Source organism: Streptomyces gelaticus, from assembly GCF_014649535.1.
Classification (GTDB): Bacteria; Actinomycetota; Actinomycetes; order Streptomycetales; family Streptomycetaceae; genus Streptomyces; species Streptomyces gelaticus.
Map to the genome: position 1 here is coordinate 69,595 of NZ_BMTF01000030.1, position 13,058 is coordinate 82,652.

Annotated in this window: 9 protein-coding genes and 4 pseudogenes; 5 read left to right on the top strand and 8 right to left on the bottom strand. The window is 69.8% G+C overall.

The genetic code is table 11. The annotated features are described in order from the left end of the window. Positions 1-9: 9 nt before the first annotated feature. The gene (locus IE107_RS30415; protein ID WP_189547580.1) at positions 10-1,278 is read right to left on the bottom strand and encodes an ABC transporter substrate-binding protein; all 1,269 of its coding nucleotides are present in this window, start codon (positions 1,276-1,278) and stop codon (positions 10-12) included. A gap of 225 nt (positions 1,279-1,503) precedes the next feature. On the opposite strand from IE107_RS30415, the gene IE107_RS30420 reads away from it, so the two are divergent. Continuing rightward, positions 1,504-2,595, top strand: a complete 1,092-nt coding sequence (locus tag IE107_RS30420; RefSeq protein WP_189547581.1) for a LacI family DNA-binding transcriptional regulator — start codon at positions 1,504-1,506, stop codon at positions 2,593-2,595. 168 nt (positions 2,596-2,763) lie between these two features. On the opposite strand, the gene IE107_RS30425 is transcribed toward IE107_RS30420, so the two are convergent. From IE107_RS30425 to IE107_RS30440, 4 genes and pseudogenes are all read right to left on the bottom strand, one after another. Continuing rightward, complete coding sequence (locus IE107_RS30425; RefSeq protein WP_229867364.1) at positions 2,764-3,984, bottom strand: MFS transporter; 1,221 nt, start codon at positions 3,982-3,984, stop codon at positions 2,764-2,766. A 65-nt stretch (positions 3,985-4,049) separates the two neighbouring features. After that, positions 4,050-4,226 (bottom strand): annotated as a pseudogene (locus IE107_RS30430) (diadenosine tetraphosphate hydrolase); the annotation flags it as partial. 38 nt (positions 4,227-4,264) lie between these two features. Beyond that, the gene (locus tag IE107_RS30435; protein ID WP_229867365.1) at positions 4,265-5,140 is read right to left on the bottom strand and encodes a phosphotransferase; all 876 of its coding nucleotides are present in this window, start codon (positions 5,138-5,140) and stop codon (positions 4,265-4,267) included. 96 nt (positions 5,141-5,236) lie between these two features. After that, positions 5,237-7,087 (bottom strand): serine hydrolase domain-containing protein, encoded by a 1,851-nt coding sequence (locus tag IE107_RS30440; RefSeq protein WP_189547582.1) that lies wholly within the window; start codon positions 7,085-7,087, stop codon positions 5,237-5,239. 182 nt (positions 7,088-7,269) lie between these two features. Between IE107_RS30440 and IE107_RS30445 the strand changes: the two genes are divergently transcribed. Genes IE107_RS30445 through IE107_RS30455 form a run of 3 tightly spaced genes read left to right on the top strand, consistent with a single transcriptional unit; the run spans position 7,270 to position 11,093 of the window. Continuing rightward, on the top strand, positions 7,270-8,379 hold the full coding sequence (locus IE107_RS30445; RefSeq protein WP_189547583.1) for an NAD(P)H-dependent flavin oxidoreductase: 1,110 nt from the start codon (positions 7,270-7,272) through the stop codon (positions 8,377-8,379). Further along, positions 8,376-9,926, top strand: coding sequence for an acyl-CoA synthetase (locus tag IE107_RS30450; protein ID WP_189547584.1), 1,551 nt, complete (start codon positions 8,376-8,378; stop codon positions 9,924-9,926). The genes IE107_RS30445 and IE107_RS30450 overlap by 4 nt, the downstream gene beginning before the upstream one ends. Positions 9,927-9,986: 60 nt before the next feature. After that, the gene (locus IE107_RS30455) at positions 9,987-11,093 is read left to right on the top strand and encodes a calcium:cation antiporter (RefSeq protein ID WP_189547585.1); all 1,107 of its coding nucleotides are present in this window, start codon (positions 9,987-9,989) and stop codon (positions 11,091-11,093) included. Between the two features lie 44 nt (positions 11,094-11,137). On the opposite strand, the pseudogene IE107_RS30460 reads toward IE107_RS30455, so the two are convergent. The 3 genes and pseudogenes from IE107_RS30460 to tnpA all read right to left on the bottom strand — a co-directional run. Continuing rightward, a pseudogene (locus IE107_RS30460) lies at positions 11,138-11,320 on the bottom strand (penicillin acylase family protein); the annotation flags it as partial. A gap of 215 nt (positions 11,321-11,535) precedes the next feature. Then, positions 11,536-11,913, bottom strand: a complete 378-nt coding sequence (locus IE107_RS30465; RefSeq protein ID WP_189547586.1) for a nuclear transport factor 2 family protein — start codon at positions 11,911-11,913, stop codon at positions 11,536-11,538. Positions 11,914-12,097: 184 nt separating this feature from the next. Continuing rightward, positions 12,098-12,406: pseudogene (gene tnpA, locus IE107_RS30470) on the bottom strand (IS200/IS605 family transposase); the annotation flags it as partial. Between tnpA and IE107_RS30475 the strand changes: the two are divergent. Next, a pseudogene (locus tag IE107_RS30475) lies at positions 12,394-13,058 on the top strand (RNA-guided endonuclease InsQ/TnpB family protein); the annotation flags it as partial. The pseudogenes tnpA and IE107_RS30475 overlap by 13 nt on opposite strands.

Below are 13,058 nucleotides of genomic sequence, written 5' to 3' on the forward strand. Positions count from 1 at the left end.
GACGGGTCCTTACATCCGGCCGATGGCGGCCTCGGCGAGCCGGCCGAGTTCCGCGATGGCGTCCTTGGCCGACTGGGTGCCCACGATCGCGGGCTCCAGCGTGGGCTTGATCTTCTCGCGGATCTCCATCCAGGCGGGGGTGCCGCCCTCGGAGCACGCGTCGCCCATGCTCCGCAGGGAGAGTTCGACGAACTTGTTCTCCTTCACGTACGAGCTGTCGCTGAGGTCCTTCAGGCCGGGCACCGAACCGCGTTGCTTGGCCGCACCGAGGATCGACTCGGGCGAGGCGAGGTACTCGACGAGCGCCCGGGCCGCCGCGGGGTGCTTGGAACTGGCGGACTGCGTGACGAGCGTGCCGCCCTGGAGCATCGCGGGCTTGCGGTTGGCGAGGATGAACGCCCCGAGCTTGTCGTCCTTGAGGAGGTCCGGCGCCTGGTCCCCGACCTGCTTCCACAACGCGCTGGTCGTCATCATCATGGACGCCTTGCCGGTCTGTACGTTGGTCGGGGCACCGAGCTCCGTCTTCTTGGCGTACTCGGCGGAGCCGTCCTTGACGAGGTCCTTGAAGAACTGGAGCGCCTCGACCCCGCGGGCGTCGGTGAACAGCACCTTCTTGCCGTCCGCGCTGAACAGCTGGCCGCCGTTGGCGAAGAGGAAGGTTTCCCAGCACTGGCGCAGATCGATGGAGAACGGGTCGAATCCGACCCGCCCGTTCTTGGTCAGCTGCTTGGCCACGGCGCGCAGCTCGGCCCAGTTCGCCGGGGTCTTCTTGATGCCGGCCTCGGCGAAGTGGTCCTTGCGGTAGACGACGATGCGGGTGTCGAGGACGACCGGCAGCGCGTACAGCTTCCCGTCGTACCGGGAGGGCTCCAGCACCCGCTTCTCGTAGTCGTGCGCGGTGGCGAACTTCTCCGGCAGCTCGGCGATCGCCTTCTTGGCCGCGAACGGCGGGATCCAGCCCACCCCCATCATCATCACGTCGGGCAGCAGACCGCCCGCGAGACCGGTGGTGATCTTCTCGTTGAGCTGGTTGTACGTGGTGTAGTCCACGTTCACCTCGACGTCCGGGTACTTCTTCCGGAAGCCGCCGAGTATCTCCTTCTCCAACAGCGTCTTGCCGTCGGCACCTTCGTAGATCGGGGTGAGCAGAGTGATCTCACCCTCGGCGGGGCCTTCGGCGGAGCCGGCCGTCGAAGTACCGGTACCGCACCCGCTGAGCGCGGCGGCAGCGGTTCCGGCGCCGATGGCGGCAAGCAGCGACCGTCGGTTGAGTTGCATGGGACACCCCTTTTGAGGTGGAGACTGTGGATCGATCCAGCGATGGGTCCCGGCCATGGCTGGGAAGTGCTGGTAAATCGATGCACTGATGCTAGGAACGCCGTGAGAGGGACGTCAACAGCTGATGCACATGAATTTTCTGGCGTGTTAACAGGTGTACCGGTAAACGAAGTTCAGTAAATCGATACACTGGTAGGGTCAGACGAGTTCCGAACCGGAGGTGGCATGAGCGGGGTAACGATCCATCAGGTCGCGGAGGCCGCAGGGGTCTCCGCGAGCACGGTCTCCAACGTTCTGAACGGACGTACCGACCGTATGCAGCCGGCCACGCTGGCCCGCGTGGAGCAGGTGATCGAGCAGCTCGGCTACCGGCCCAACCGCGCTGCCCGGATGCTGCGCACCGGCCGCATCAAGGTCATCGGGCTCATCGTGCCGTCGGTGGCCAACCCCTTCTGGGGGGCGCTCGCCCGTGAGCTGGAGGCCATCGCACTCGCCGAGGGGTACCACGTACTGCTCTGCAACAGCGAGCGCGACGCGGCCCGCGAGCTCAAGTACGGCGAGGAACTGCTCGCGGACGGGGTGAGCGGAGTGGTGCTGTGCTCCTCGCTTCCCTCGCTCGACCATGTGACACCGCTGCTGAGCCGCGGGCTGAAGATGGTCGCCTTCGACCGCACCGCCCAGGCGGGCGATCCGCCGTCGCTGGCCTCCATCAGTGTCGACAACGCGATGGGCGCCGAGATCGCCACCCGTCATCTGATCGAACTCGGCCACCGCCGACTGGCGTTCGTCTCCGGTTCGGTCAACAGCGTCAACCGCCGCGAACGGCTGCGTGGTTTCCGGGCCGCCCTGGAAGCGGCGGGCCTCGACCCGGCCGACGCGATCGTCTGGCCCGGCGCCGACGCCACCGAGTTCGGCGACAAGGACGCCGCCGAACTGGGGCGCAATGCGGCCAGGGAGCTCCTCGGCGGCCCGCGCCCGCCCACCGCTTTCGTCGCCATCAACGACATGTGCGCGATCGGGATCTGCCGGGGCGCCAAGGACGCCGGGCTCAGCGCCGGACAGGACGTCTCCGTGGTCGGCTTCGACGACATCCTCCTCGCCGACCTCTTCGAACCGCCGCTCACCACGGTCCGCCAGCCGCTGCCGGAGATGGCGGCGGAGACATTCCAGCAGCTGCGGGCCCGGATCGACTCGGCCCCCGCGGCCGGACGTTCCCTGCTCATCCGCCCGAGGCTGGTCGTCCGGGAGTCGACGGCCCCGGCACCGTCCGCCGCGACCGCCGAGATCCCGGCCCCGGCGACGGAAGTCCCGGTATAGGGCGACGACGCGGGGGAGCGGGCTCCGGGAGCAGGACGGCGCAGCCGATGACGGTCCGCCGGTGGACACGACACCTGTGCCGTGCCGTCGGCGACTGTGCGGCCGGCGAGGACGGCCCCGGCGGCCTTCGGATCTTCTGCGGTCACCAGGAGATGAAGAGTCAGCCGCTCAGAGGCGATTGACGCGGTACACGTCCCGTACGCAGAGATTGAGGACCGTGGTGGCCACGATGGCAGCGGCACAGACCAGGAGTACGGTCCGTTCGGCCCAGGCATGCGCGGCGAGTGCGGTGACGAGGTAGCCGAGCGGGATGGCGATCCGTTCCCCGACGCCGTTGAACGAGCTCATCCGGCCCAGCTCCTCCTGGGGCACGTGCTGTTGGAGTGCGGTGGTCCACGTCACGAGTGCGACATCGAGCCCGATGCCCGCGAGTACGGTGGCGAGCAGCACCCAGGGGAGGGGCAGACCGAGGCCGAGTGCCGTCAGTGGCAGGCAGAGTCCGGCGCCGGTCATCACGGCGACGGCCAGCAGCCGGTTCGGCTTCCAGCGCAGGCACACCACCGTCCCCGCCAGCAGCCCGAACGCGAACGCGCCCTGGACGAGCCCCCAGGAACGCGCCCCGGAGTAGTACCCGGCCGCAACCACGGGCCCCAGGAGCTGGAATCCGGCCAGCCACGCGGCGACCACCACTGTGCCCGCGGCTGTGTACGTCCACAGCCAGGTGCGGGACCGGAACCCGGTCCAGCCCGCCCGCAGATCGGCGAGCGCACTGCTCGTCGTGACCGGCGCGCCCAGCCGCAGACCGAGCAGCAGGAGCGCCGCGACCAGGAAGCTGAGAGCATCCCACCACAGGGCCCACGCCGGGCCGCCGACCGCGATGATCAGCCCCGCGGCCACGGGGCCGAGCACCTTGACGGCGTTGCTCGGAAGCCGGACCAGCGCATTGGCCCGCAGCAGCTGCTCCGTCGCGACGAGCTGCCCCACCACGCCCGTCGCGGCCGGCCCGGTGAAGGCCACGGCGACCCCCGACACGAAGCCGCACGCGGCGATCGAGGTGACCGTCGCATGGTGCGTGGCCACCAGTGCCGCGAGCACCCCCTGAGCGAGTGCGGCCAGCAGATTGCCCAGAAACAGAATCCGGCTGCGTGAGAACCGGTCGGCGAGGACGCCGCCCGCGAGCGTGAGGACAATGACCGGGACGGAGTTCGTGGTCAGCACGACACCGAGCGACCCCGCTCCACCGCCCTGCCCGATCACCGCGTAGGCGAGCGCGAGAGGAGCCATCGCGGAGCCGGACGCGGAGACGAGACCGGCGAGGACGAACCGCCGGAAGGCGGGAATCCGCAAGGGTGTCAGGCCGGTCGCCGTCGCTTCGGCAGTGGGTTTCACGCCTCTTCCGTGACCGGTGCGCCGGTGGCCGCGGGGTCGAGGTCCTGCCGGTCCTCCGGCGAGGATCGTGGAAGTTCCGACAGACGCTGCACCTGCGGTCCGTCGACCAGGAGCACCGAGTACCCCGGCAGGAACTGCCCGTCCCCGATCGCGGCGAATCCCGCACTCGGGCGGCGCAGGGCCGTCGGGTTGTCGCCCCGCAGGGCGCTGCCTGTCCGGTCGCTCTTCCAGTCGGAGATCACCGCCGGAACCTACCGCGCCCTGCCCGTCTCCGGGTCCGTCACAGGCGTTGTTCGGCCAGATCCATCCAGTGCTCGACCTCGCCCGGGGCGAAGTGGCGGACGGCCCAGTCGGTCATGCGCAGACTCATATGGGCCCAGCAGGGACGCAGGACGTCCTCGGGCAGGGCGTCCAGGATGCCGTCGAGGCGACGGACGACCCCAGGCGGCTGCTCCTGCGCGTGCAGTCCGAAGCGCAGGGTGACCAGGTCGAACCTGCGGTCTCCCCGCCCGGCGCCGTCCCAGTCGATGACCCCGGTGACCGTGCCGTCCACGGCGAGCAGATTGCCGTGGTGGAAGTCCTGGTGCACGACGTGGTCCCCGGCCAGCCGGGGCGGGTGATCGGCGCCGAGCGACCTGATCCGGTGCTCCAGGGCGGCGCCGCGCCGACTGTGCCGGCGCAGCGGCTCGTGGAGACAGTACCCGGGGCCGTCGTCGAGCAGATGCAGGTTCATCGACGCGATGTCCGCGCGCCCGGCCAGCAGCCCCGACTGCGACTCGTTGAGGGCGAGTGCCTGATCCAGTCCGTGGTGGTCCAGCAGCTCCAGCGGTGCGCCCGGAAGGAGCTGCTGGACCAGGACCGCCGCACCGTCCACCTGGAGTGCCAGCTCCGTCGACGGACAGGGATACCCGCGGGCGCCCAGCACCTCGCACACCGCCAGCGGACCCGCCCGCAGCTCCTCGATCCGGGCGCCCGGCCGCGACTTGAGGACCGACCGGCGGCCGTCGGGCCACCGCACGTACGCGGCACCGACCTCACCGCCCGCACAGGGCCCCTCGACCACCAGCCGCACGCCGGTCCGGGCGTGCACCGCGGCTGCCGCCCGGTCGGCGTCCAGGCGCTCGGCGCGCATCCAGTTCTGCGGTGATGTGGTCACCGGAGCATTCTCCGGTACGGCGGGCGACGCCGTGACCGGCGGCCCCCGGGGCCGCCGGTCACGGCGCGACGTCCCACCGGGCCCACCAGGCGCGGCTCAGTCCGCCGAAGCCGTCCAGCCCAGGGCCTCGATGCGCGCGGCGTCGCCGGGCCGGCCCTCGTCGAAGACCGTACGGTTGCCGTCCTCGACCCGGACGGCGTCCACGTATGCTCCCCGCCCGACGTACAGCTGATCCGTCGTGTACCGCCACCTCAGCCGTACCTCCTTGCCGCGCCAGGCGGCGAGGTCCGCGTCGAGGCGGTGCCACACCCGGCCGGACCAGCCGGAGACCGCGCCGGTCGGATGCGGCTCGGGCTCGGGGCGGGGGTTTTCCGAGGTTGGGACGGTGGTGAACGGGACCGGCTGCCAGGTCGCCGCGGCGTCCGCCGAGGCCTCCAGGAAGAGGGAGTCGGAGCCGGGCTCGGTGTCCCACCACAGGGCCGAGCTCAGCCGGGCGTGCGAGGAGGCAAGGCGCAGCGCGGGCAGCGTGAGCGTGGCGGACGTGGCGTTCGCCATTCCCGAGAACCACGCCGTACGGCCGCGCACGGGACGGACGGCGACGGCGCGCGCCATCCGGTTGGCCGCGGCAACGCGCGGTGCGCTGCCGGAACGCCAACTACGCACCGGATGCACCGAGTTGCCGAGCACGATCAGAAACGAGTCGGACGTCGGGTCCAGTACGAGACTGGTGCCGGTGAAACCGGTGTGGCCGGCGGTGCGCGGTGTGGCCATCGCCCCCATGTACCAGTGCTGGTAGAGCTCGAATCCGAGACCGTGCTCATCGCCGGGGAACGCGGCGTTGAAGTCGGTGAACAGCAGCTCGACCGATTCGGCGGAGAGGATCCGCGCACGGCCGTAGACCCCGCCGTTGAGCAGTGTGCGGGCGAGGACCGCCAGGTCCCAGGCGCAGGAGAAGACTCCGGCATGACCCGCCACCCCGCCCAGGCTGTACGCGTTCTCGTCGTGCACCTCGCCCCAGACCAGTCCGCGGTCCAGTCCGGACCAGGGCAGCCGGGCGTCCTCGGTCGCGGCGATCTTCGGCTTCCAGGAGGCCGGGGGGTTGTACCGGGTGCGGTGCATCCCGAGCGGAGCGGTGATCCGCTCACGGAGCAGGACGTCCTGCGTGCGACCGGTGATCTTCTCCAGGACCAGCTGGAGCGAGATCAGATTGAGGTCGGAGTAGAGGTACACCGTGCCGGGCTGGTTGGCCGGCACCTCGTCCCACAGCAGTTGCAGCTTCCCCTCCCGTGTCGGAGCCTTGTACAGCGGGATCCAGGCGCGGAAGCCCGAGGTGTGCGTGAGCAGCTGACGGATCGTGATGTCCTGCTTGCCGCCGCCGGCGAAGTCGGGCAGGTACGAGGCGACCTTCGCGTCGAGTTCCAGCGTTCCGCGCTCGATCTGCTGCACGGCCAGTATCGAGGTGAACAGCTTCGAGACCGAGGCCAGGTCGAAGACGGTGTCCTCGGCCATGGCGATCTGCTGGTCGGGCGGGAACTCCACCCCGGTGTCGGTCTTCTCGTCGTAACCCGCGTAGCGCACGGCCTTGCCGATCGGCCGGTGCAGGGCCACCGTGCCGCCCCGCCCGGCGAGCAGCACCGCCCCCGCGTACCAGGGGTGCTTGGGAGAGGCGGAGAGGAACTTCTCCGCGTCGGCGACCAGCTGGTCCAGCGGTTCCTGCAGCAGCCCGGCGCGGGCGGCCGGTCCACGGCGCAGCGTCGGCCGGTCCTGCCCCGACGTGGCGCTCCCGAGGGCCCCTGTGCGCATACCCGGCGATCCCGTCCCCGACTCCATGGCCGACGCCCGCCCCGCGAACGGAATGGGCGCCAGGGCGAGTGCCCCGCCCAGGGCCAGCATCCCACCGCCCAGCCTCCGTCGGCTGATCCCTCTGCCCGCCGCGTCCTCGGTCATCCGGAACCCCTTCCCGCTGCGCGAAAGTAACTTTCGAAATTTCGTCAGACAATGAAACTTCCTGCCGCCGCAGAGATTACTGTCACCCCCGCCGACACGGAGGCCCCCTGCGTCACAAAGAATCTGACACTGCATCAGAAAATCTCTTCCCTCGGATGACCGGCTGCGGCATCCTGCGGCTCATGGAGACGGAGCTGAGCAAGAAACTGGGAGTCGAGCACGCCATCTTCGGCTTCACGCCGTTCCCCGCGGTGGCCGCGGCCATCACCCGGGCCGGCGGATTCGGCGTACTCGGCGCGGTCCGATACACCGCCCCCGACGACCTCGCGCGCGACCTCGACTGGATGCAGGAGCACACCGACGGCAAGCCCTACGGCCTCGATGTGGTCATGCCCGCGAAAAAGGTGGAGGGGGTGACCGAGGCCGACGTCGAGGCGATGATCCCGGCCGGACACCGCCAGTTCGTCCAGGACACCCTCGCCAAGCACGGTGTCCCCGAACTCCCCGAGGGCGAGGCGTCCGGCTGGCGCATCACCGGCTGGATGGAGGAAGTCGCCCGCAACCAGCTCGATGTCGCCTTCGACTACCCCATCCGGCTCCTCGCCAACGCCCTCGGGTCACCGCCCGCCGACGTCGTCGCCCGCGCCCACGACCGGGGCGTGCTCGTCGCCGCCCTCGCCGGGAGCGCCAAGCACGCCCGCCACCACGCCGACGCGGGCATCGACATCGTCGTCGCCCAGGGGTACGAGGCGGGCGGCCACACCGGCGAGATCGCCTCCATGGTCCTGGTCCCGGACGTCGTCGACGCCGTCGGACCAGTGCCCGTCCTCGCCGCCGGCGGGATCGGCAGCGGCGAGCAGATCGCCGCCGGACTCGCCCTCGGCGCCCAGGGTGTCTGGCTCGGCTCCCTCTGGCTGACCACCGAGGAGGCCGATCTCCACTCCCGCGCGCTGACCCGCAAACTCCTCGCGGCCGGCTCCGGCGACACCGTCCGCTCCCGCGCCCTCACCGGCAAACCCGCACGTCAGCTCCGTACCGAATGGACCGACGCCTGGGACGACCCGGCCGGGCCCGGTGCGCTTCCCATGCCGCTCCAGGGGCTGCTGGTGGCCGAGGCCGTCTCCCGCATCCAGAAGTACGAGACCGGTGCGCTGCTCGGCACCCCCGTCGGCCAGATCGTCGGCCGGATGAACAGCGAACGCAGCGTGCAGGCCGTCTTCGACGACCTGACCCGCGGCTTCGAGCGTGCCGTGGACCGGATCAACCGCATCGCCGGACGGAGTGCCTCATGAGTCAGCCGCCCAACGGCTTCTGGGCCCAGGCCACCGCCGACCCCGACCGCACGGCCCTGACCGCTCCCGACGGCGAGAGCTGGACGGCGGGCCGACTGCACGCCGCCGCCAACCGTCTCGTCCACGGACTGCGCGCGGCCGGGCTGCGGCGCGGCGACGCGTTCGCGGTGGTGCTGCCCAACGGCGTCGAGTTCTTCACCGCCTACCTCGCCGCCTCGCAGGCCGGCTTCTACCTCGTACCCGTCAACCACCACTTCGTCGGCCCCGAGATCGCCTGGATCGTCGCCGACTCCGGCGCCAAGGTGCTCATCGCCCACGAGCGGTTCGCGCAGGCAGCGACCGAGGCCGCCGACGAGGCGGAGCTGCCGGCGAGCCACCGCTTCGCCGTGGGCACGGTCGACGGCTTCCGCCCGTACGCCGAACTGCTCGAAGGGCAGCCCGAGGACGCCCCCGAGGACCGCACCCTGGGCTGGGTCATGAACTACACCTCGGGCACCACGGGCCGCCCGCGCGGTATTCGCCGGCCGCTTTCCGGCAGGCTCCCCGAGGAGAGCCACCTCGGCGGATTCCTCGGTATCTTCGGCGTCAAACCCTTCGACGACAACGTGCACCTGGTCTGTTCACCGCTCTACCACACCGCCGTTCTGCAGTTCGCGGGCGCGTCGCTGCACATCGGACACCCGCTGGTGCTGATGGACCGATGGACGCCCGAGGAGATGCTGAGGCTCATCGACACCCACCGCTGCACCCACACGCACATGGTCCCGACCCAGTTCCACCGCCTCCTCGCCCTCCCCGACGAGGTGAAACGGCGCTACGACGTCACCGCCATGCGGCACGCCATCCACGGTGCCGCGCCCTGCCCCGACCACGTCAAACGCGCGATGATCGACTGGTGGGGCACGTGCGTCGAGGAGTACTACGCGGCCAGCGAGGGCGGCGGCGCCTTCGCCACCGCCGAAGACTGGCTGAAGAAGCCGGGCACGGTCGGCAGAGCCTGGCCGATCAGCGAACTCGCCGTCTTCGACGACGACGGCAACCGGCTGCCGCCCGGCGAGCTCGGCACCGTCTACATGAAGATGAACACCGGTGGCTTCAGCTACCACAAGGACGAGACCAAGACGAGGAAGAACCGCATCGGCGACTTCTTCACCGTCGGTGACCTCGGCATCCTCGACGAGGACGGCTACCTCTATCTCCGCGACCGCAAGATCGACATGATCATCTCCGGCGGGGTCAACATCTACCCCGCCGAGATCGAGGGCGTCCTCCTCGGCCATCCGGCTGTCGCCGACGTCGCCGTCTTCGGCATTCCGCATCCCGACTGGGGTGAGGAGGTCAAGGCGGTCGTCGAACCGGCCCCGGGACACGATCCGGGCCAGGCGCTCGCCGCCGGGATCCTGGGCCACTGCGAACAGCGTCTGGCCGGGTACAAACGCCCCAGAAGCATCGACTTCATCGATGTGATGCCCCGTGACCCCAACGGCAAGCTCTACAAGCGGCGGCTGCGCGATCCGTACTGGGAAGGACACACACGGGCCGTGTGACCCGCCGTCCGGCCGCCGCCCGACGAGCGCCCGGGTTCCGGCTCTGGCAGGGTGTGGCCCATGAACGCGCTCGCGACGGTCCGGACACTGGCGACCCGGTGGACGGTGGTCGTGCCGATCGTCGCCGCGCTCGCGCTGGTCTTCAGCTGGGGACGGGAGCTTCCGGCGTTCGCCGTCGCCGTGGTCGCCCTCTGTCTCGCGGGCGCCGTGCTGGCGGCCGTCCACCATGCCGAGGTCATCGCCCACCGGGTCGGGGAACCGTTCGGCTCGCTCGTCCTGGCCGTCGCCGTCACCGTGATCGAAGTGGCCCTCATCGTCACCCTGATGGTGGACGGCGGCCCCAAGACGTCCGCGCTCGCGCGCGACACCGTCTTCGCCGCCGTGATGATCACCTGCAACGGCATCGTCGGACTGTCCCTGCTCGTGGGCGCCGTCCGCAGCCGCGTCGTCGTGTTCAACGCCGAGGGCTCCGGGGCCGCCCTCGCGACCGTCGCCACACTCGCCACCCTCAGCCTCGTCCTGCCGACCTTCACCGTCGGCAAACCGGGCCCCGAATTCTCCGCCGCCCAACTGACCTTCGCCGCCGTCGCCTCACTCTTCCTGTACGGGCTGTTCGTCGCCGTGCAGACGGTGCGGCACCGCGAGTACTTCCTGCCCCTCACACCGGAGGGCGCGCTCAAACCGGAGGAGCACCAGGCCCCGCTGCCCGGCCGAGGCGCCACCGCCCTGAGCCTGGCGATGCTGCTGATCGCGCTCGTCGCGGTCGTCGGCGACGCCAAGTCCGTGTCGCCGACCATCGAGTCCGGGGTCGAGGCGGCCGGAATGCCCCAGGCGGTGGTCGGTGTCGTCATCGCGCTGCTGGTGCTGCTGCCGGAGACCCTGGCGGCGGTGCGGGCCGCCCGGCGCGAACGCGTCCAGACCAGCCTCAACCTCGCCCTCGGCTCGGCGATGGCGAGCATCGGCCTGACCATCCCGGCCATCGCCCTCGCCTCGGTCTGGCTCGACGGCCCGCTCCATCTCGGCCTCGGCGCCACTCATATGGTGCTGCTCGCACTCACTGTGGTGGTCGGCGCGCTGACCGTCGTACCGGGACGGGCCACCCTGCTCCAGGGCGGCGTCCATCTGTCGATCTTCGCCGCGTTCGTCTTCCTCGCGATCAGCCCCTGACCGCCCGCCGCGCGGACAGGGGCCGATCGCATCGCAGGTGACCAGCGGCGTTCGTGGACCCGCACGACCCGCAGCGCGGGCGAGCGCAGGATGTCCTTCTCGCAGAACCGGGACGTCACCCACCGCTCACCCGAGTACAGCTCGGTCTGGTCGCTGTATTGCGGCGAGTGAGGGTTGGAGGACTGGGAGTACGTGAGCAGGGTGCGCGCCACCGGGCACTTGTGATCCGGCGGGCGAGGTTGTCGATGCGGCACGGGGTGGTTGGGGTGCCTTCTCCCCCGCCGATCCGGTCGGCGCAAGGAACGCGCCCGCATCCGCAGTGAAAAGGCATCCGCTGGGGCGGACGCCCCCTCAACACCGCAGCCTGATCAACCGCGAACCGCAGCCCCGGAGCGCCGAACGGGGCAAGTTCAGGAGAGGGACGGCGCCGGAGAAGGATGACTTAGGAGGCGGACGGCTCGATCTCCCCCGCGAAGACGATGACCTGGTCGATGAGGCTCCGCCGCAGATGGACGACGTCCGTTCCCGCCAGGCGGGGGCCTCCATCCGGCGTGGTGAAGACCCACTGGTACCGGGCCCACTCGTTAGGCATGTCCACCGCTGAGCAGCGCACCATCGTACCGGTCCCTGCCGGGTGGCGCCTGATGTCCAGCACGAACCGCTCGACCGCCTCGATCCCTTCGCTGCGACCCAATGGCCCCCAGAAGACCACGTCTGAGGTCAGGGCCTGGGAGAGCAGGACAGTCACATAGCTGTCGTCCGAGGCGTTGAACGCGGAGATGAACGTGTCGATTGCGGAGCGCGCGGTCTCTTCCTGCATGCCCCAGTAATACCAGACCGTTTCGCGTGCGCTCGTCCCGTGAGCCGCCTTCCGATCACGATGAACCGTCCCGGTCACAGCACTAGCTAGGCCAAGGGCTCCACAGCTCTGCAACGACCCGCTAGTTTGTAGCTCCGCGTGACTGAACGTCAGTTACCGGGGCTCTTGCTGAAAGTCCCGGTGTTCACGCCGGGGATGAATGCATCTCAAGACTGCTCTGGCCCGCGGGCTGGAGCGGGTGTTTTTGTTGCTCGATGTACTGGCGGACGATCGCCAGTGGTGCTCCGCCGCAGGATGCGGAGAGGTACGAGGGCGACCACAGGTGCCCGTGCATGATGGCGTGGTTGTTGTGGCCGGTGAATTCCTGGCGTATCCGGCGGGCGGAGACGCCCTTGAGGCTGTTGACCAGCTTGGAGACGGCGACCTTGGGCGGGTAGTTGATCAGCAGGTGGACGTGATCGCGTTCGCCGTTGAACTCCTCTGCAGCAGTCCCTTCGGGACCTCGACACCGCCTACAAGAACTTCTTCGAGAGTTTGAAGAGCAAGCGGCAGGGCCGGAAGGTCGGGGCGCCCCGGTACAAGTCGAGGAAGGATACCCGGCAGTCGATCCGCCTCAACACCAACGCCTTCTCCCTCCAGGACAATGGCACGGTGTATGTGGCCAAGATCGGCGGTCTCAAGGTCAAGTGGTCCCGTCGGCTTCCGGTCGCACCTACGTCGCTGACCGTCACCAAGGACAGCTCGGGCCGGTACTTCCTCAGCTTCGTGGTGGACACCGAGCCGGACATCCTTCCCGAGGTGGAGGCGGAGTCGGGCATCGACCTCGGTCTGTCCGCCTTCGCGGTCCTGTCCGACGGCCGGAAGATCGACAGCCCCCGCTTCCTGCGCAGGGCGGAGAAGAAACTCAGGCGCCTTCAGCGGCAGCTGTCCCGCAAGGCCAAGGGATCGAAGAACCGTGCCAAGGCCCGTATCAAGGTCGCACGCCGGCATGCCAAGGTCGCGGACCGGCGCCGGGACTGGCACCACAAGGTATCCACACAGATCATTCGCGACAACCAAGCGGTGTATGTGGAAGACCTCGCGGTGTCCGGTCTCGGCCGTACCCGGCTCGCCAAGTCCGTGCGTGACGCGGGGTGGTCCGCGTT

What these genes read in the sequence shown, in the direction of transcription:
- IE107_RS30415 (WP_189547580.1), bottom strand. Translation starts at nt 1,278, where the DNA reads ATGCAACTCAACCGACGGTCGCTGCTTGCCGCCATCGGCGCCGGAACC.
- IE107_RS30465 (WP_189547586.1), bottom strand. Translation starts at nt 11,913, where the DNA reads ATGCAGGAAGAGACCGCGCGCTCCGCAATCGACACGTTCATCTCCGCG.
- IE107_RS30450 (WP_189547584.1), top strand. Translation starts at nt 8,376, where the DNA reads ATGAGTCAGCCGCCCAACGGCTTCTGGGCCCAGGCCACCGCCGACCCC.
- IE107_RS30420 (WP_189547581.1), top strand. Translation starts at nt 1,504, where the DNA reads ATGAGCGGGGTAACGATCCATCAGGTCGCGGAGGCCGCAGGGGTCTCC.
- IE107_RS30445 (WP_189547583.1), top strand. Translation starts at nt 7,270, where the DNA reads ATGGAGACGGAGCTGAGCAAGAAACTGGGAGTCGAGCACGCCATCTTC.
- IE107_RS30455 (WP_189547585.1), top strand. Translation starts at nt 9,987, where the DNA reads ATGAACGCGCTCGCGACGGTCCGGACACTGGCGACCCGGTGGACGGTG.
- IE107_RS30440 (WP_189547582.1), bottom strand. Translation starts at nt 7,087, where the DNA reads ATGACCGAGGACGCGGCGGGCAGAGGGATCAGCCGACGGAGGCTGGGC.